The organism is Streptomyces sp. NBC_00310 (assembly GCF_036208085.1).
Lineage (GTDB): Bacteria > Actinomycetota > Actinomycetes > Streptomycetales > Streptomycetaceae > Streptomyces.
Map to the genome: position 1 here is coordinate 9798662 of NZ_CP130714.1, position 19381 is coordinate 9818042.

Annotated in this window: 16 protein-coding genes; 11 read left to right on the top strand and 5 right to left on the bottom strand. The window is 68.6% G+C overall.

Translation table 11 applies throughout. The features are described from left to right. Positions 1–28: 28 nt before the first annotated feature. Positions 29–769 carry a FadR/GntR family transcriptional regulator gene (locus OG202_RS42760; RefSeq protein ID WP_257562035.1) on the top strand — a complete coding sequence of 247 codons (741 nt, stop codon included), beginning with the start codon at positions 29–31 and terminating at the stop codon, positions 767–769. A gap of 122 nt (positions 770–891) precedes the next feature. On the opposite strand, the gene OG202_RS42765 is transcribed toward OG202_RS42760, so the two are convergent. Both OG202_RS42765 and OG202_RS42770 read right to left on the bottom strand, forming a co-directional pair. Then, entirely contained in the window at positions 892–1773 is an 882-nt protein-coding gene (locus OG202_RS42765; protein ID WP_328224497.1) for an NAD(P)-dependent oxidoreductase, read from the bottom strand. A 99-nt stretch (positions 1774–1872) separates the two neighbouring features. Next, a complete protein-coding gene (locus tag OG202_RS42770) occupies positions 1873–3357 on the bottom strand; it encodes an aldehyde dehydrogenase (RefSeq protein ID WP_326574334.1) in 1485 nt (494 codons plus the stop codon). A gap of 592 nt (positions 3358–3949) precedes the next feature. On the opposite strand from OG202_RS42770, the gene OG202_RS42775 reads away from it, so the two are divergent. The 10 genes from OG202_RS42775 to OG202_RS42820 all read left to right on the top strand — a co-directional run bounded on the left by OG202_RS42775 (position 3950) and on the right by OG202_RS42820 (position 15145). After that, positions 3950–6340 (top strand): SpoIIE family protein phosphatase, encoded by a 2391-nt coding sequence (locus OG202_RS42775; RefSeq protein ID WP_328224498.1) that lies wholly within the window; start codon positions 3950–3952, stop codon positions 6338–6340. 546 nt (positions 6341–6886) lie between these two features. Next, positions 6887–7630, top strand: a complete 744-nt coding sequence (locus OG202_RS42780; RefSeq protein WP_326574332.1) for an SDR family NAD(P)-dependent oxidoreductase — start codon at positions 6887–6889, stop codon at positions 7628–7630. A gap of 24 nt (positions 7631–7654) precedes the next feature. Further along, positions 7655–8869 (top strand): acetyl-CoA C-acetyltransferase, encoded by a 1215-nt coding sequence (locus OG202_RS42785; RefSeq protein ID WP_257562030.1) that lies wholly within the window; start codon positions 7655–7657, stop codon positions 8867–8869. Next, the gene (locus OG202_RS42790; protein ID WP_327726625.1) at positions 8866–9828 is read left to right on the top strand and encodes an NAD-dependent epimerase/dehydratase family protein; all 963 of its coding nucleotides are present in this window, start codon (positions 8866–8868) and stop codon (positions 9826–9828) included. The genes OG202_RS42785 and OG202_RS42790 overlap by 4 nt, the downstream gene beginning before the upstream one ends. A gap of 30 nt (positions 9829–9858) precedes the next feature. Beyond that, a complete protein-coding gene (locus OG202_RS42795) occupies positions 9859–10698 on the top strand; it encodes an aspartate/glutamate racemase family protein (protein ID WP_328224499.1) in 840 nt (279 codons plus the stop codon). After that, positions 10695–11054 carry a carboxymuconolactone decarboxylase family protein gene (locus tag OG202_RS42800; RefSeq protein ID WP_327726624.1) on the top strand — a complete coding sequence of 120 codons (360 nt, stop codon included), beginning with the start codon at positions 10695–10697 and terminating at the stop codon, positions 11052–11054. Before OG202_RS42795 ends, OG202_RS42800 begins: the two co-directional genes overlap by 4 nt. A gap of 67 nt (positions 11055–11121) precedes the next feature. Next, positions 11122–11871: an SDR family NAD(P)-dependent oxidoreductase gene (locus tag OG202_RS42805; RefSeq protein ID WP_326574328.1), complete on the top strand. Its 750-nt coding sequence runs from the start codon at positions 11122–11124 to the stop codon at positions 11869–11871. Positions 11872–11944: 73 nt separating this feature from the next. After that, on the top strand, positions 11945–12733 hold the full coding sequence (locus OG202_RS42810; RefSeq protein WP_326574327.1) for an SDR family oxidoreductase: 789 nt from the start codon (positions 11945–11947) through the stop codon (positions 12731–12733). Next, positions 12730–14349, top strand: coding sequence for a class I adenylate-forming enzyme family protein (locus tag OG202_RS42815; RefSeq protein ID WP_327726623.1), 1620 nt, complete (start codon positions 12730–12732; stop codon positions 14347–14349). Before OG202_RS42810 ends, OG202_RS42815 begins: the two co-directional genes overlap by 4 nt. Continuing rightward, positions 14342–15145 carry an enoyl-CoA hydratase/isomerase family protein gene (locus tag OG202_RS42820; RefSeq protein ID WP_327726622.1) on the top strand — a complete coding sequence of 268 codons (804 nt, stop codon included), beginning with the start codon at positions 14342–14344 and terminating at the stop codon, positions 15143–15145. The genes OG202_RS42815 and OG202_RS42820 overlap by 8 nt, the downstream gene beginning before the upstream one ends. A 5-nt stretch (positions 15146–15150) precedes the next feature. Here OG202_RS42820 and OG202_RS42825 read toward each other — a convergent pair whose 3' ends face one another. The 3 genes from OG202_RS42825 to OG202_RS42835 form a co-directional block, all read right to left on the bottom strand. After that, positions 15151–15321, bottom strand: a complete 171-nt coding sequence (locus OG202_RS42825) for a hypothetical protein (RefSeq protein ID WP_327726621.1) — start codon at positions 15319–15321, stop codon at positions 15151–15153. A 246-nt stretch (positions 15322–15567) separates the two neighbouring features. Further along, the gene (moaA, locus tag OG202_RS42830) at positions 15568–16557 is read right to left on the bottom strand and encodes a GTP 3',8-cyclase MoaA (RefSeq protein WP_326574324.1); all 990 of its coding nucleotides are present in this window, start codon (positions 16555–16557) and stop codon (positions 15568–15570) included. 468 nt (positions 16558–17025) lie between these two features. After that, complete coding sequence (locus OG202_RS42835; RefSeq protein WP_328224500.1) at positions 17026–19335, bottom strand: (Fe-S)-binding protein; 2310 nt, start codon at positions 19333–19335, stop codon at positions 17026–17028. Positions 19336–19381: the final 46 nt, after the last annotated feature.

A 19381-nucleotide genomic window follows, 5' to 3' on the forward strand; every position in this document is an offset into this window, starting at 1 on the left:
GGCATGTCGACGGTTGGGGAGGCGTGGTATGGCTGAAACGGGGTCTGGGGCGGCGGAGAAGTTCCGGGCGCGACAGGTGACGCGGCCGCGTGATCAGGTGGAGCAGCAGATCAGGGAGGCGATCCTGGAGGGTCGTTTCGCCCAGGGGGAGAAGCTTCCGCCGGAGACGGAGCTGGCGAAGCAGTTCGGGGTGAGCCGTCCGACCGTGCGTGAGGCGTTGGGTGCGCTGGTGAGCGGCGGCCTCATCCGGAAGATTCCGGGCATGGCCGGCGGGAGTTTCGTCAACACGGTCACTCCGGATTCGCTCAGCCGGATGCTGAGTGAGTCGGTGGACACCATTTTGCGCCTGGGTGCCTTGGACATGCTCGAGCTGACCGATGTGCGGCGGGTGTTGGAGGTCCCGGCCGCCCGTCTGGCCGCTCGGCATCGGAGCGAGGAGCAGGTGGGCGAGCTGCGGTCGATCGTGGAGCGGCAGAGGACGACGACCATCGATGATCCGGGGATCCCCGGCTACGACCTGGCGTTCCACACGACGATCGGGCAGGCGTCGGGCAACCGGCTGCTGGCGGCGTTCATCGCCGCGGTGCACGATGCGACGCATCCGGCGCAGTACCTGGACGTGACCGCGGAAGTCGGGAAGCGGACGGTGAAGCAGCACATGGTGATCCTCGCTGCGATCGAGACCGGGGACGAGGACGCGGCCGCGGAGGCGATGCAGTCGCACCTCGACTACGTCCTGCGCTATTCGACCGCCCAGCCCAAGGCATAGTTCCACGCACGGCGACCTGAGTGACTCGTCCGAGTCGGCATCGCTCATGCACGCACAAAAGCTGGTGTTCATGCGTGTGCCCTCCCAGCCGGCAGGCTGGGAGGGCACACGCATCACCGGCGTCAGTCGGCGTACCACTCCGCCATGAACCGGCTCTGGTCCGCGTCGGGGCCGAAGCGGTCAATGGCCTCCATGGTGAACTCCTCGACGAGGTGCCCGATCGGGGTGGCGTGCCCGAGGCTTTCCGCCATCTCGTTGGCCAGGTGGAGGTCCTTGAGCATCAACTGGAGCGTGAAGCCCTGTGCCCTGTAGGAGCCGCCGCTGAGGAGCTGGGGGAACGTGTTCTCCGTTGTGTAGTTCCGGCTGCTCGACTTGTTGATGACCTCGACCACGGTGTCCTGGTCGATTCCGCACGCCTGCCCGAGACGAACGGCCTCGAGCGCGGCGAAACGGTTGCAGCTGTTGAGCAGGTTGTTCACGAGCTTCATCGCGTGTCCCGTGCCCGCGGGACCCACGTGGAAGACATCAGGGGTCACGGCCATCAGCAGGTCCCGGGCCTTGGCGAACGCCTGCTCGGAGCCTCCGACCATCAGGGTGGCCGTGCCGGCCCGGGCCCGTTTGACGCCCCCGGCGATCGGCGCGTCGACGAAGTCGACGCCGAGTTCGGCGAGGGCGGGAACGATCTCCCTGTCCGTCGTAGGTGCCCCGGTGGTCGTGTCGATGACCAGAGTTCCCGGCGCGAAGTGCCGTGCGATTCCCTGGTCGCCCAGGAGGAGTTCGAACACGTTCGCCGGTCCCGGCAGCGAAAGGAAGACGTACAGGCAGCGCTTCGCTGTCTCGTCCGCCGACATGAAAGTGGCGCCCTGGCTCACGAGCTCGTCAGCAGCCTGCCGGTTCAGATCGCTCACGTACAGATCGTGATCCGCCACGAGACGGCTCGCGATGGCCGAACCCATGGGGCCAACGCCGATGAACCCCAGTTTCTCGGACAATGGGTACCTCACTACCTCACTACCTCACGGCCGACCCGGAGTCGACCAGCTCATGACCGTCGGTCGTGCTTGCGGGGAGGGGCGGGCCGGGTTCCGGGCCGCTTCCCAGGGTCAGGCCCGCGGGTTGAAGGGGTCCTTGATGGTGTTGCCGGTGTCGATCCAGGCGGACTTGACCTCGGTGTACTCGTTCACGGCATGTATGCCGTTCTCCCGGCCGATGCCGCTCTCCTTGAAGCCGCCGAACGGGGCGACGTAGTTGACCTTGCGGTAGTTGTTGATCCACACCGTGCCGGCGCGCAGGCGCTTGATCATCCGGTGCGCCAGCGCGATGTCTCGGGTCCAGACGCCTGCGGCCAGACCGAAACTGGTGTCGTTGGCGATGCGGATGGCGTCGTCCTCGTCACGGAACCGGATCAGTGAGGCCACCGGCCCGAACACTTCCTCCCGGGCGATGCGCATGTCGTTGGTGACCTCGGTGAACACCGTCGGCTCGACGAAGAGCCCCTTCTCCAGGGCGGGATCGTCCGGGCGCTTGCCTCCGGCGGCGAGCACCGCGCCCTCGGCCTTGGCGATGTCGATGTACCGCAGCACCTTGTCGTACTGTGCTCGGCAGGCGACCGTCCCCATTTCGCTCGCCGGGTCGCTCGGATCGCCCAGCCGGATCTGCGACGCCCGGGTGGCGAGCGCCTTGGCGAAGTCGTCGTAGATGTCGTCGTGGACCAGGACGCGGGACCCCGCCATGCAGGTCTGGCCGGTGGCCGCGAAGATTCCGGCCATCACACCGTTGACGGCGTTGTCCAGATCGGCGTCGGGAAAGACGATGTTCGGTGACTTGCCCCCCAGCTCCAGCGACACACGGGCCAGCCGAGCGGCCGCAGTGGCCGCGATCTGCTTGCCGACCGAGGTCGAACCGGTGAACGAGATCTTGTCCACGCTTGGGTGAGCCACCAGGGCGGCTCCAGTCTCGCCGGCCCCGGTCACCACGTTGACCACACCGTCGGGGAAGCCCGCTTCCTTGATCAGTCGTGCGAACACCAACGTCGAAACCGGTGTCACCTCCGACGGCTTGACCACCACCGTGCATCCGGCGGCCAGCGCAGGCGCGAGCTTGGCCATCAACAGCATCAGCGGGCTGTTCCACGGCGTGATCAGGGCCACCACGCCGATCGGCTCACGCATCGTGAACGCCTGCATGTTCGGCACGCTCGTCGCCAGCGTCTCACCGATCGGGCTCTCGGCCACCCCGGCGAAGAAGTAGCAGTGGTTCGCGAGTGCCTTCGCCTGGTCGGCCACTTCGCGGATCAGCTTGCCGTTCTCGCGTACCTGCACCGTCGCCAGTTCGGCGGCGCTCTGTGTGATCAGGTCGCCCAACCGGCGCAACAGGCCCGCACGCGCCAGGGGAGTCGCGCTCGACCACGGACCCTCCTCGAAGGCCCGTCGTGCTGCGGCCACCGCGGCATCCACGTCATCAGTGGTCGCCGTCGGCACCTCCGCCCAGTCCTCACCGTCGAACGGACTGGTGCACCTGAACGTCGAGCCGTCGGCGCTCGCCCGCCACTGACCGTCGATCAGTATCGAGAAGCTCTCGATCGGCATCTTGGACCTTCCTTTCCTGGGTGTGCGCCATGCGGCGCCGGGGTGGGCAGCGGGAGTGGTCCTGCGCGTCAGGGGCGCGGAGGAGGAAGGAGCGGCCGTGAGACGGCCGGACCGGTACGAGGACGACTCGGCGAATGGCATGCAACTGCTGCCCACCTCGCGAATCTAGCTCTGGGCCTTCAGTCGGTCAACTGTCAGACAAAGGCAAGTGTGCATGCGATCCTGGCCTGCAGCCGTAGTCATTGGGCGGCCCGGGGCTCAAGCCGACCGCCGGAGGTGAGCCTGCGGATTTCGCGGCTGGATCCGGTCGTTGCGGGCGGGAGGATCCGCACAGAACGGCGCGAGCGTACGGGCGTCGCTCTCTCGCCGTGGCCGCCCGCATCCAAAGCCAAGGAGGCATTTCTCCTTCGCTGATGGTTGCCGCGCGGATCCGGGACGGTCTCCGCGAGTACGGCGCCGCTAAGTCATTACCATGAGAGGCAACGGCATGGCCAGAAATGGGCTGATGTGGATGGGTGTACCGACGGCTTACCGGTGCCTCGGCGCAGGACCGGGAAATGTGCTGCAGGGGCCATGTACGGCCACTGCGGTCGTGGATGGCCAGGGCAGCATCTCCCTGTGGAGTCCGGAGGCGGAATCTCTCCTCGGCTATCGGGCGAGAGACATCTATGGCACGCCCGCGGTGGATCTGCTGATCACCCCGGCGGACCGTGAAGCGGCGCTGGCAGCCGGCCGCCGACGGGGTGGAGCCGGGCAGGGCTGGGACGGTGTGCTGGCCATGAGACACCGAGACGGGCATGCGGTCCGGGTCGCGCTGCGCGTGCGTCCCGTGCTTGGTGGTCAGGGGCAGGCCGGCTGGTCGGTCGGCGCCGTCGACGTGCGGCAGGTGGAGCGGTCGGAGTTCGATCAGGCGGTCCTCAAAGCGCTGTTCGAACAGGCCCCGATCTCCATCACCGTTGTGGGCACCGATCTGAAATTCCGCGCGGTCAATGCCGTGGCCATGCGCGATCTGGACCTGCCTGCCGAGCGGATCATCGGGCGCCGCAACCACGAGGTGGCACCGGAGATCGACTTCCAGATAGCCGAGGAGCGCCTGCGCCGGGTGCGGGACACCGGCGAACCGGAGATCGGTTTCCCGGTGCGCGGTCGACTCCCGTCGGACGTGGAGCGCGAGGGTATGTGGTCCTCCTCATCGTTCCGGCTGACGGACTCGGCCGGCCACGTCCTCGGTATGTGCCAGACGTTCGTCGACGTCACCGAAGGTTATCGGGCCCAGCAACGGCTGGAACTGCTGACCGAGGCCGGGGCGCGGATGGGCACCACGCTGGATGTGGAGCGCACCGCGCAGGAACTGGCCGACGTGGCCGTTCCCGGGCTGGCGGACTTCGCCGTCGTCGACCTGCTGGAGGCCACGGTGCGCGGGGAGGAGCCGGCTCCCGTGCCGGTGGCCGCACCGGCGCTGCTTCGCCGGTCGGGAGTCCGATCGGTGCGGCCGGGGAATCCGGAGGCCGCGTATGTCGTGAGCGAGAGGGTGACGTTTTCCCCGGGCACACCACAGGCTCGGTGTCTGGTGGGCGGGCGGCCGGAACTCATGCGGAAGCTGGATGACGGCGAGCAGTCGACCTTCGATCCGCGCATCGTCGAGAAGATACGTGCGTCCGGCACCCGCTCGGCCATGGTCGTGCCGCTGCGGGCACGCGGGATCACGCTTGGTGTGGCTGTCTTCGCTCGCCACCGCGACTCCCCTCAGTACGATGAGGGGACTCTGGCCCTGGCCGAGGACTTCTGTTCGCGTGCCGCGGTGTGTATCGACAACGCCCGCCGCTACACCCGCGAACACACCACCGCTCTCGCTCTGCAGCGCAGCCTGCTGCCGCGCGAACTGCCTGACTCTCCTGCGGTGGATACCGCCTACCGGTACTTGCCCGCCGCCGCCCACGCCAGCGCCGGCGGGGACTGGTTCGATGTTCTGTCCCTGTCCGGTGCCCGGGTCGCCCTGCTGGTCGGCGACGTCACCGGGCACGGCCTGCATGCGGCGGCCATCATGGGGCGACTGCGCACCGCCGTCCACACCCTGGCGGATCTCGACCTCGACCCCGACGAGGTCCTCGCCCACCTCGACGATCTCGTCGTCCGCCTGGCTGAGGAGGATCCCGACTGTCAGGGCGCCAGCTGTCTGTACGCCGTCTATGACCCGGTCTCCCGCCTGTGCACCTTCGCGCGCGCCGGCCACCCCCCACCCGCCCTGGTACGCCCCGACGGAGCTGTGGAGTTCCTCGACGCCGTCCCGCCGGGCCCGCCGCTCGGCCTGGGCAGCCTGCCCTTCGAAACCGCCGAGTACCAACTCCCTGAGGGCAGTCTGCTCGCGCTGTACACGGACGGTCTCATCCAGGACCCGGGGCGCGACGTCGACGCCGCGCTGGATCGGCTGGCCCGCGTGCTGGCCGGTCCTGGCCGACCGCTGGAGCAGCTGGGTGACGCGGTGATGTCCGCCCTCGTCGCCGAACGCCGCTCCGACGACGTGGCCCTGCTCCTCGCCCGCACCCGTGTCCTGGCAGCGGACCGGGTCGCCTCCTTTCAGCTGGCGGCCGACCCGGCCCTGGTGGCCCAGGCCCGATCCCTCGCCACCCGCCAGCTCGCCGAATGGGGCCTGGAACAGCTCGCTTTTGCCACCGAACTCATCATCAGCGAGCTGGTCACCAACGCCATCCGGCATGCACGTGGCCCCATCGCGATGCGTCTCATCCACACCCAAACGCTCATCTGCGAAGTCTCCGACAGCAGCCTCAGCGCCCCGCACCTACGCCATGCCCGGACCACCGACGAGGGAGGTCGTGGCCTTTTCCTGGTCGCTCAGCTCGCCTCCCGCTGGGGCACCCGCTACGCCCACGACGGCAAGACCATCTGGGCCGAACAGCCCCTGCCTCCCGCCGAGGTGCCGGGTGTGCGGATGGACGAAGCGGTCGACCTCCGGACGGGCTGATCCGCGGGAACGCAGACTCGTTCAGCAGGTGGCTGGCTTCGTCTTTGGTGTTGCGCACATGCGGTACGCCGGGCCACCGAGGGGGCAGGGCCGGTACGGAACCGAAGGGCCGCCCAGCCTGTGTCCGAAGACGATGACGCCCTTGCCTGCGGACTGTCTGTCGAACTCTGCGTACGCTTCCACGACCTGGTCCCGCCGTCAGAGGGTCAGAATTCAGGCGTCGCCGAGAGACGCCGCTGCGTGCACAGCCAGAAGCGGGCCGACAGCCCGCGTGGCACGCCGCAGGCCAGGAGGTAGTGAGCAGATCCTGGCGACGGCGGGCGTTCTCTTTTTCCGCTCGCGCATGGCTGAGTGAGGGCCACTCGTACGGCGCGCCGTGCACGCCTGGGCCTCGCCTACCCGGCGAGCTGGAACCGTTGGGCACGGTCGGCTGGGGAGGCCTGCCGGGTTCGATGCGCCGCGACCTGCCAAGACGCCGATGCGCTTGACTGTGGAACCACTCGCTTACATCTTGACAGTGAGTTGAATGTCAGACATCTTGTGGGCATGTCCACACAGGTAGCCATCGTCACGGGCGCGGGCCGAGGCCTCGGTCGCGCCGTCGCCCACAGCCTGGCCCGCCGCAAGGTCGCCGTCGTCCTCGCCGGACGTACACCCGAGCATCTGGCGGAAGTCCGGGACGCCGTGCTCGACGAGGGCGGCGCCGCGCTGGCCGTGCCGACCGATGTCTCCGACGCCGCGTCGGTCCAGGCCCTCTTCGACACCTGCCTGGAGGAGTACGGGCGTCTGGACGTCCTCGTCAACAACGCCGGTGTCACCGCGCAGGTGCAACTCGCCGACATGACCGAGGGCGACTGGGACCGTATCTTCGACATCAACGTGCGCGGCATGTTCCTGTGCAGCCGGGCGGCGGCCCGGCACTTCGCGTCGACGGGTTCCGGTCGGGCGATCAACGTCGCCTCGGTGTTCGGGCTGCTCGGTCGGCCCGGGTTCACCGCCTACGGCGCGTCGAAGGGTGCCGTCATCAACTTCACCCGTGCCGCGGCCGCGGAATGGGCGAGGTTCGGAGCGCAGGTGAACGCTGTGGCGCCGGGCTACTTCGCGACGGACATCAACGCCGAACTGCGTGACGACGAGGCCGCGGTGGCCAAGGTGGTGCGGAGGATCCCCGCCCGGCGCATGGGGCGGCCCGAGGAACTCGCCGATCTCGTGACCTACCTGTCCCTCGACGCCCCGGATTTCCTGACGGGGCAGACCATCGCCATCGACGGCGGAGAATCCAGCGTCTGACCACGCCTCAAAGGAGTCGTACTAATGTTCGAGGCCGTCATCTGTGAGCCTGTCCGTACCCCGGTCGGGCGCTATGGGGGCGTGTTCAGGGACGTACCGGTCACCCACCTCGCCGCCACGGTGGTCAAGGGCCTCGTCGACCGCACCGGCGTCACCGCCGACGCCATCGACGACGTGATCTTCGGCCAGGGCTACGCCAACGGGGAGGCAGCGGCCATCGGCCGGATCGCCGCCCTGGACGCGGGCCTGGACATCACCGTTCCTGGCCTGCAGATCGACAGGCGTTGCGGATCGGGGCTGCAGGCCGTGATCTACGCCTGCATGCAGGTGGCCACCGGCGGCTCGCAACTCGTGCTGGCGGGTGGCGCGGAAAGCATGAGCCAGGCCGAGTACTACATCCCCGGTATGCGATGGAACCAGGGGCGTCAGCCCCAGCTGCTCGACCGGCTTGCCCAGCCGCGTGGCAACTCGGGCGGCCGACGCTTCCCCGTGTCCGGCGGGATGATCGAAACCGCTGAGAACCTGCGTGCCGAGTACGGCATCAGCCGCACGGAACAGGACGAGTGGGCGGTCCGCTCGCACGCCCGCGCCGTCAGCGCGATGGAGCGCGGCCTCTTCGCCGACGAGACGATCCCGGTCGTGGTGCCGGCTCGCAAGGGAGACGACCTCACGGTCACCGCCGACGAGCACCCCCGGCCGGGGACCACGGTCGAGTCGCTGGCCCGGCTACGGCCGCTGCTCGAGGGCACCATCGACGGGGCGACCGTGACCGCGGGCAACTCCAGTGGCCAGAACGACGCGGCCGCCGTCGCCATCGTGACGACGCCGCAGCGCGCCGAGCAGCTCGGACTGCGTGCATACGCCCGGCTGGTGAGCTGGTCGCTGGCCGGGGTGGAGCCGCACCGTATGGGTATAGGGCCCGTACCCGCGGCGCAGCGAGCGCTCGAACGAGCCGGGCTCCAGTGGTCCGATCTCGACCTGGTCGAGCTCAACGAGGCCTTCGCCGCCCAGGTGCTCGCCTGTCTGCGCGAGTGGAAACTCGGCAGTGGTGACCTGGAGCGGGTCAACGTCAACGGTTCGGGTATCTCCCTCGGCCATCCCATCGGCGCCACCGGCGGCCGGATCCTCGCGAACCTGCTGCGGGAACTCGACCGGCGCGACGCGCGCTACGGAATGGAGACCATGTGCATCGGCGGCGGCCAGGGGATCGCGGCGATCTTCGAGCGGGTCGCGCGATGAGCCGGCGACGTGTCCTGGTGACCGGGGCCGCCGGATTCCTCGGCTCGCACGTGGTCGAGCAACTCAGTGCGGCCGGCCACTACGACGTGGTGGCCACGGATGTAGTGCGCTCCGAGCGCGCTGAAGCACTGGCCGCCCTGAAGCATGTCGAGTTCCTGCCCATGGACCTGCGCGACACCGACGCGCTTGACAAGGCCGTCAGTACCAGCGACACGGTGATCCACCTGGCTGCGGTCCGTTCCCACGCCGCCTCGGCGTCGCCGCGCGCCGCACACGACGTGAACGTGGGCGCGGCGTACGACCTGATCAGCCTGTCGGCCCGGCACGGTGTCGAGCGCCTGGTGCTCGGGTCGACCCACCTGGTCTACGGTCCCTTCGACGACCCGGCCGCGCCCCCCTTCACCGAGGACCAGGCGTCGATCCGTCGCGGCCTGAACATGTACGCGGCGGGCAAACTGGCCGCCGAGGCCTTCGCCGAGGCCTTCGCCCAGGCCGGCGGTGCTCCGTACGTGATCCTCCGCTACGGCACGATCTACGGACCGCGGGCCAACCGTGACGGCAACGCCGGCATCCTGATCGGCATCCTCGACGCGCTCGACCGCGGCGAACGCCCGTCGGTGCCCTGGCAGAAGGACTCCGTGCATGCCCTCATCCACGTCCACGACGCGGCACGGGCCACGGTCCGCGCGGTCGAGGCGGCCGGCGTCGAGCGTACGGCGGTCAACGTCGTCGGCACGCCGGTCACGGCGGAGGAGCTCTACACCGCGCTGGTACGCGTCGAGGGCTCCGATCCGGACGTCATCGACTGGCGTGCCGAGCGCACCAGGTACCAGCACGTCAGCGCCGGGAGGCTGGCCTCGGTGCTGGGCCTCACCGCGACGACCGACCTGCTCAGCGGCCTGCGGGAGTTCGTCGACTGGTACCGCGAAGACGTCAAGGGCGTCGACCGAGCCCAGTGACCGGAACCCAGAGATCGGAAGACGAACCCTGTGACCCGCATCCTGTATCTGAGTCTGTCCAACGCCGCGTACTCCTCGAACTACTTCCCGTTCCTGCGCCGGTACATCGATGACTTCGTCTCCGAAGGCACCGAGGTCGAACTGAGGGGGGCCCGGGTCGGACGCATCGACAGCTTCCGGTTCTGGGAGGCCCTCGACTCCGTGTCGATCCTGGATTCCGTGCTGGACGCGGAGCAGTCCGGCTTCGACGCGGTCGCGATCGGGAACATCCTGGACCCCGCGCTGCGCGAGGCCCGCTCCATGGTCGACATCCCCGTGCTCGGCTACGGGGAGACCTCGATGCTGACCGCGTGCCTCATGGGCAGCAAGTTCGCCCTGGTGGGCGTCAATCCCTACTTCGGGGGACGCTTCGAGGAGAACGTCGCCAAGTACGGGCTGCGCGAACGACTGGCCGGCATCGAGTGCATGGACCTCACCCCGCACGAGCTGGACGCCTGCTTCTCCGACGACGAGGGCCGCAAGCGTGCCACCGACTCGTTCCTGGCGGCGGCCCGGGCGACCATGGCCCGCGGGGCCGAGGTCATCATCCCGGCGGGCGGCCGTATCACGGCGTTCCTCAACTCCGTCGGTCTGCGCGAGGTGGACGGCGCGCCCGTTCTCGACGGCACGGCGACCCTGCTGGCCATGACCGAGTCGGCGGTACGGATCCGTGCCGCGGCGGGTTCCTTCGTCAGCCGGCGACGCCTGTACGCCAAGGCCCCCACCGACGTGATCGGGGCAGCGGCGGCCGAATACGCCGAGAGCTACGGGCTGCCCGCACTGGCCCGGCTCGCAGACCCCGCCACCGAGGCCCCTGAGGAGAAGAAGTGAGCGCGCCCCAGCCCATCGGACCGCCGGTCTACCCCCTGAGCAAGCAGGACACCTTCGTGTCCAACCTCGACCGGCTGAGGGAGACCTCGGACGCCGTGGCGGACGCGTTCCGCGGACTGCGTCACGCGGCCGACGCGCACGGCACCTTGGACGCGAAGCAGCGCGAACTCTGTCTGCTGACAGGCTTCGCCGTCACCCGCAACGAGGGCGGGTTCCGCGTCCACTGCACCCGCGCCAAGGACGCGGGCGCGACGATGGAGGAGATCGAGCAGGTCGTCATCCTCATGCTCGGCACTTCCATGGGCCTGGTCCCGGTCGTCGAAGCGCTCAGCTGGGCGCACGACGAGCTGAAGTGACCAGAAACGTTGTCCCACTACCCGCAACGCCCCCTTCGGAAGGCCGAAGGCATCGACAGGAGGACATATGGCCGACGTCAATCAGCCGAAGAAGGCTCTCGTGGTGGGCGCCGGCTCCGGCATCGGACGCGCCACGGCCCTGCGCCTGGCGGACACGGGCATCACCACCGCCGCGGCCGATCTGAATGCCGAGGCCGTCCAGACGCTGGCGAAGGAGCACCCGAACATCGTCGCCCTGGGTGACAAGCCGTGGGACGCGACCGACCCGGAAGCCTGTGACCGCATGCTCGAGGAAGCCGTCGATGCACTGGGACACGTCGACCACGTGATTTCCACTGTGGGCTGGACGGCCATCACACCGTTCCTCGACGAGTCGCCCGAGTACTGGCGACGGATCATCGACGTGAACCTGATGTCGAGCATCTACCTCTCGGCGGCGGCGGGAAGGGTGCTGCGCGAGAACGGCGGCAGCATCGTCCTCACCTCGTCCGAGGCGGGCACGGTGGGAACCTCGGGCGAAACCGTCTACTCCGCGGCCAAGGCGGGCGTCATCGCACTGGTCAAGTCACTCGCCCGCGAATGGGCCCGCCACGGCATCAGGGTCAACGCGGTGGCCCCCGGGATCACGGCCACGCCACTGCTGGAGAGCCAGGGCGGGGACTCACTGCTGTCGAAGATCGTGCGGGGGGTCCCGCTGCGCAGGGCGGGCGAGCCGGAGGAGATCGCCGCCGCCCTCACGTTCCTCGCGCTCGACGACGCGAGCTACATCACCGGCCAGACCCTGTGCGTGGGCGGCGGTCTGACCATGGGGTCGTAGACCCGGACACACATGACGAGTGCGGTGCGGCCGGCGGCGGCACGCACGGACAACTCCCGTTGGTGAGGACAACATGGAACTCGACAGCAAGACGATCATCATCACGGGTGGTTCTCGTGGCATGGGACGGTGCCTCGCGCTCCGGCTCGGAGGCGAAGGCGCCAACGTCGTCGTCAACTACCGGCGCGACGCCGAGGCGGCGGAGCAGACCGTCGCCCGTATCGAGGAAGCCGGCGGCAGTGCCCTGGCCGTGCAGGCCGACATCTCGGACACCGAAGCCGTCGAGGCGCTCGTGGAGACCGCGGCCGACCGATTCGGCAAGATCGACGTCATCGTCGCCAATGCGGCAGCCAGCGCGTTCAAGCCGCTGACACAGATCCACTCCCATCACATAGCCAAGACGATGGGCATCACGGTCCAGGGCTTCCTCGATCTGGCGCGCGCCGGCGCCCAGCACATGCCGCCCGGCGGGAGGATCGTCGCCGTCTCGGGATGGGACAGCTTCCGCGTCCTCCCGGGACATGGACTCCTCGGCGCCGCGAAGGCCGCCATGGAGACGATCGTGAAGTACTTCGCGATCGAACTGGGCAGCCGCGGCATCACCGCCGTCGGGGTCTGCCCGGGGCCCATCGACACCGATTCCTTCCGGTACTACGCCGGCGAGGCCTGGGAGGACTACGAACGCCACTGGCTGGCCCAGACACCCTCCGGCGCCTACCCCACGCCGGAAGAAGTCGCCGAGGTCATGGCGTTTCTCTGTTCCCCTCGCAGTGCGGCCATCAACGGCCAGACGATCGTCGTCGACGGCGGGCTGTCGCTCGCCACGATGCCGATGTCCTTTGGGCAGGGGCTCAAGCCATGACTACCGCAACCAACGACGCGGCGCAGACGGTCGTCCAGCTCATGAGCCAGATCGAGCGCCGACCCCGCCACTCCGTCGTGGTCGAGGGACCCGACGGCCGGCACCGGCTCACCGTCGCCGACCTGACCGAGGCGTCGAACCGGCTGGCCAACGCCTTCATCGGCCTCGGACTGGCCCCGGGCGACCGGGTGGCCTACGTCGCGCAGAACCACGTCGAGTACGTCGTGCTCGAGTTCGCGCTGCTGAAGGCGGGACTGGTCAAGGTCCCGCTCAACCACCGGTTCACGCCGCACGAGCTCCGCCGGTGCATGGAACTCGCCGACGTCCGCCTCGTGGTCGCGGACGGTCCGGCTGCCGCCGCTGTCGACGAGGTCGTCGACGGCGACGAACTCCTGAAGGTCGTCCTCGGCGAACGGCCGGGCTGGCGTTCGTTCGACGCATTGGCCGCCGCGGGTTCGCCACTGCGGCCACGGGTCCACGTGGGGCCCGACGACCTTTACCACATCAGGTTCAGCTCCGGTTCGACGGGACGGCCCAAGGGCATCGCCATCTCGCACCGTGGGGCACGCGCGGCGATCCTCGGCAACACCTGGGTGATGAGCACGAGCGGACCGACTCTCGCTCCCCGAACCCTTCAGGTGGCGCCCCTGGTGTACGCGGGCGGCTGGAGTGTTCTGCCCACGCTGCTGTGCGGGGGCACGAACGTGGTCCTGCCACGGTTCGACGCGGACGAGACACTCCGGGTGATCAAGGACGAGCGGATCGACTGGATGTTCGCCGTTCCCACCATGCTGCGCCGGATCAGCGCTTCCGACGAACTCCCGCTGCTGCGTGACGCACAGCTCTCCTGCCTGATGCTGGCCGGTGAACCCGCCGCCCTTCCGGCGCTCGAGACCGTCAGCGAGCATACGGACGCACTGCTCCAGTGCTGGGGACAGACCGAGGCACCCGCGTCCACCACACTGCTCAGCCGGCAGGAGATGAGGACACCCGCGTTGTGGCCCTCCATCGGCCGGCCCGTTCCCGGCGTGGAGTTCTCCCTCCTCGTGGGCGGTGAGGTGCTCGAGGAGGTGGCGCCCGGCACCCAGGGAGAACTGGTGATCCGCACCCCGAGCATCACCACTGCTCTCCTCGGCGCGGAGGCCGAGCACGCCGAACGCCTTCTTGCCGACGGCTGGTGGCGCACATCGGACCTGGGCCACTTCGACGAGGAGGGCCGGGTCTTCATCGTCGGCCGCGCCAGCGAGACGATCATCACCGGCGGCACCAACATCCAGCCTGTCGAGATCGAACGCGCTTTTGAAGAGCATCCCGGAGTGCGTGAGGCCGTCGTGGTGGGCGTTCCCGACGAGCAGTGGGGCGAGACCCCGGCGGCGCTGGTCCACGCACCCGACCTCGACGCCCTCAAGCCGGAGGAGCTCACCGACTGGGTGCGCGGCAAACTGGCCGGATTCAAGAATCCCCGCCACGTCTACCTCTCGAGCGACCCGATTCCTCGGGCCTCCGGCGAGTCCAAGATCGCTCGCGGCGACATCAAGCGGATGCTCCGCGCGTGGGTGGCGGATCCCGCCCACGTCCCTGCCAACGTGACAAAGGTGGTGACCCCTCGTGGATGAGGTCGTGGTCGACGGTACGGACGTGATCGGTTCGGTGCGGCTGAACCGTCCGGAACGTGGCAACTCGGTGACGCCGGTCGTCGCTACGGAACTCGGTGACGCTGTCCAGAGGCTGTGCGACACGGACGGGGTCAAAGCGGTCGTGCTGACCGGGACGGGTTCGGTGTTCTGCGCCGGGGCCGACGTCCGGGAGATGTTCGACGTGTACCAGGGCGACGGCGCCGACGGCCTGATGGACTACCTCGCCGACGTGTGGATGCCCGCCGTACAACGCACCATCCGCCTCATCTGGGGCGCCTCGAAGCCGATCGTCGCCGCGTTCAACGGCGCGGCCACGGCCGGTGGACTCGATTTCGGCCTCGCCTGTGACGTGCGTGTGGCCGCTTCCACCGCGCGTTTCGCCGAGAGCTACGTCAACCTTGGGATGGTCCCCGTGGCCGGCGGCGCCTACCTGCTTCCCGCGGTGGCGGGCCTGCCCGCCGCCACCGCTCTGCTGGCATCGGGCGCCTTCGTCACCGCCGACCGGGCTCTCGGCCTCGGCATCGTGAACGAGGTGTGCGAGCCCGACGAACTGGATGCCTGCGCATTGCGGTGGGCGACGGAGATGGCTCACGGGCCCGTCGAGACCTTCGCGCGGGTCAAAGGCATCGCCCGCGGTGCGTCGACACCGGCCTTCGAGACAGCCCTGCGCGACAGCCTCGCCGCGAACATCGAACTGATCGCGCGCCCCGAGGTCCGAGAACGCATCGTCGCCGTCATGGAAAGGTTCAGTCTCGCGACGGCACAGCGCGGCTGACTGCTTCAGGTCGTCAGGCAGGCCGTCGCCTGCGGGCCGTGGAGGACGGCGCGCCAGTCAGGGGCCGTGCACGCGGGAGGCGGCCTGAGCGCGTAGGTGAGCTGCGGTCGGTGATCGGCCGGCTTCGTGCACTCGGGGGTGAACAGCCGCAGCTCGGCGTTACGGGACTTTCGCATGTGCCTTCCGACACTCCTCTCGCGCTTCGCGCGATCCCCGCCGTCGCACCGTTCGGCGGTGAGCAGCGGCCTGCCGTGACCTGCGGATCGGGGAGCACACTGCTCAGGGCGCAACGGTGCAATCGGGGTATACACACCGTCTTCGACGGCCGTAACGGGCCTTGGGCGGGTAAACCACGAGCTGCCGGTGAGCAGCTGCCGTTGTTGAAGCGTCACGGCCCTTGGCGGTGCGGTCCACGATGCTGATCAGCCCCCGATTGCCGACATGGGCCTGTCGGGCTGGACGAAGGACGGGTCGTCCAGGCCCGCTCCCGCCTTCTTGCCCCACATCGCCAGGCGCCAGATGCGGGCGATCTCCTCGTCGGGGGCGCCGGAGCGCAGGGCGGCGCGCAGGTCGGTCTCCTCGCGGGCGAAGAGGCAGGTGCGGACCTGGCCGTCGGCGGTGAGGCGGGTGCGGTCGCAGGCCGAGCAGAAGGGGCGGGTGACGGAGGCGATGACGCCGACGCGGTGCGGGCCGCCGTCCACCAGCCAGCGTTCCGCCGGGGCCGAGCCGCGCTCGTCCTGGCCCTCGGGGGTCAGGTCGAAACGGGTGCGCAGTGACGTCAGGATGTCGCCCGCCGTGACCATGCCGTCGCGCTTCCAGCCGTGCTGGGCGTCCAGGGGCATCTGCTCGATGAAGCGCAGCTCGTAGTCGTGCTCCACGGCCCAGGCGAGGAGGTCGGGGGCCTCGTTCTCGTTCAGGCCCGGCATCAGGACCGAGTTGACCTTGACGGGGGTCAGGCCGGCGTCGCGGGCTGCGGCCAGGCCTTCGAGGACGTCCTTGTGCCGGTCCCGGCGGGTGAGGGTCTTGAAGACGTCCGGGCGGATGGTGTCCAGGGACACGTTCACCCGGTCCAGGCCCGCCGCCTTCAGGGCCGTCGCCGTGCGCTTGAGGCCGATGCCGTTGGTGGTCAGGGACATCTGGGGGCGGGGGGCGAGAGCCGCCACGCGCTCCACTATGCCGACCAGGCCGGGGCGCAGCAGCGGCTCACCGCCGGTGAAGCGGACCTCCGTGACGCCCAGGACGCGGACGGCGATGTCGATGAGACGGACGATCTCGTCGTCGTCGAGCAGGTCGGGCTTGGCCAGCCACTGCAGGCCCTCCTCGGGCATGCAGTACGTACAGCGCAGATTGCACCGGTCGGTCAGCGAGACCCTCAGGTCGGTGGCCACTCGGCCGTAGGTGTCGATGAGCACGTGGGCCCCCTCCCTCGTCGGACCGAACACAAGGCCCTGGAAGACGTGTCCGGTCGAACCGCATGTCGGCAGACATTTTTGGTCCGAATGAATGATCAAGAATCCAGTGGTGACTACACACCGTGCCGACGAACAGCGCTGTGCCGCCAGCCACTCGGCCCTCCAGCTCCGCCCCTCTGCGGTTTGAGTAGGCAGCCGCGAATGCGGGGTCGACGGCAGGTCGGAATCGCCGTCTGGCAGAAAGTGATGGCATTGCCGCTTCCCGCGCCGTCACTTCCATGGCGTCGGGATGCTGTTGCGCTCGCTGGGCTCAGTGTCCGACGAATGCCGGGCTCGGCAAGCAATCACCGACTGCCCGCCAGCATGCCATCGCGTACGACTGCGGTGGGAGGGAGTCTTTTGTCCCTGGCTACGGCGCAGCTCGAGGCGCGCTCCGTTTTCCCTGACGCTTTGTCATAAGGAGGTGGATTACGGCTTGGGAACGGGCGGGGAGGGCTTCGTGGTCGCGGGCCAGGTGTTGGTGGAACGTGCCGGGGTCTTGACGGACTCCAGGAGGAGCTGGGCGACGTCGACGACCGTGATGGACTCCTTGGCCTTGCCGCCCGCGGCGGAGCCGCTTTCGGCTGCAGCCTTCTTGCCGTTCACGGAGTCCGTGAGCATGACGAGGCAGAACGGGCAGGCGGTGGAGACGATGTCCGGGTTGAGGGAGAGGGCTTCGTCGACGCGCTCGTTGTTGATGCGCTTGCCGATCCGTTCCTCCATCCACATCCGCGCGCCGCCGGCGCCACAGCAGAAGCCGCGTTCCTTGTGGCGGTGCATCTCCTGCTGGCGCAGGCCCGGGACGGCGGTCATGATCTCGCGCGGGGGCGTGTAGATCTTGTTGTGGCGGCCCAGGTAGCAGGGGTCGTGGTAGGTGATGAGGCCCTCGACCGGGGTCACCGGGATCAGCTTGCCCTCGTCGATGAGGTGCTGGAGCAGCTGGGTGTGGTGGATGACCTCGTAGTCGCCGCCGAGCTGCGGGTACTCGTTGCCGATGGTGTTGAGGCAGTGCGGGCAGGTGGCGACGATCTTCTTGGCCGACTTGGGCTTCTTCGACTCGGGCGTGACGTTGCCGTCGTCGTCCATCTCCTCGCCGAACGCCATGTTCAGTGCCATGACGTTCTCCATGCCGAGCTCCTGGAACAGGGGCTCGTTGCCGAGGCGGCGGGCGGAGTCGCCGGTGCACTTCTCGTCGCCGCCCATGATGGCGAACTTGACGCCCGCCATGTGGAGCAGCTCCGCGAAGGCCTTGGTGGTCTTCTTGGCCCGGTCCTCCAGGGCGCCGGCGCAGCCGACCCAGTACAGGTACTCGACCTCGGAGAGGTCCTCGATGTCCTTGCCGACGACCGGGACCTCGAAGTCGACCTCCTTGAGCCACTCCAGGCGCTGCTTCTTCGCCAGGCCCCAGGGGTTGCCCTTCTTCTCCAGGTTCTTGAGCATCGTGCCCGCCTCGGACGGGAACGCGGACTCGATCATCACCTGGTAGCGGCGCATGTCGACGATGTGGTCGACGTGCTCGATGTCGACGGGGCACTGCTCGACGCAGGCACCGCAGGTGGTGCAGGACCACAGGACGTCGGGGTCGATGACGCCGTTCTCCTCGACGGTCCCGATCAGCGGCCGCTCGGCCTCGGCGAGAGCCGAAGCGGGCACGGAGGCCAGCTGCTCCTCGGACGCCTTCTCCTCGCCCTCCATGGTCTTGCCGCCACCGGCGAGGAGGTAGGGGGCCTTGGCGTGCGCGTGGTCCCGCAGCGACATGATCAGCAGCTTGGGGGAGAGCGGCTTGCCGGTGTTCCAGGCCGGGCACTGCGACTGACAGCGGCCGCACTCGGTGCAGGTGGAGAAGTCGAGGATGCCCTTCCAGGAGAACTGCTCGACCTGGCTGACACCGAAGACGTCGTCGTCACCGGGGTCGGTGAAGTCGATCGGCTTGCCGCCCGACGTCATGGGCTGCAGACCGCCCAGCGCCGTCGCGCCGTCGGCGTTGCGCTTGAACCAGATGTTCGGGAAGCCGAGGAAGCGGTGCCAGGCGACACCCATGTTGGTGTTCAGCGAGACCGTGATCATCCAGATCAGCGAGGTGCCGATCTTGATCATCGCGACGAAGTACACCAGGTTCTGCAGGGTGGAGGGGTCCAGGTCCTTGAAGGCGAGGACCAGCGGGTACGAGGCGAAGTACCCGGCCTCGTAGTGGTCCACGTGGTGGATGGCGCCCTCGAGGCCGCGCAGCACGTAGATCGCGAGACCGATGGTGAGGATGACGTACTCGACGAAGTACGCCTGCCAGGCCTTGGAGCCCGCGAAACGCGACTTGCGGCCGGCCCGGGAGGGCAGGTTGAGCAGCCGGATGGCGATCAGCACCAGGATGCCGAGGATCGTCATCACACCGATGAACTCGATGTACATCTCGAACGGCAGGAAGCCGCCGATCACCGGCAGCGTCCAGTCCGCCTGGAACAGCTGGCCGTACGCCTGGGCGAGAGTCGGCGGCAGCGTCAGGAAGCCGATCGCGACGAACCAGTGGGCGAAGCCGACGATCCCCCACCGGTTCATCCGGGTGTGCCCGAGGAACTCCCGGGCCAGGGTGATCGAGCGCGCCTTCGGGTCATCCGTACGGCTGCCCGCCGGTACGGGCTGACCGAGCTTCACGAACCGGTAGATCTGCGCCACGGCCCGCGAGATCAGCGCAACGCCGACCACGGTCAGGACCAACGACACGATGATCGCGGCGAGTTGCATGAGGGGATCACTTTCTCAGCGAATCCGAACGGGGTCGGGTCGTGCG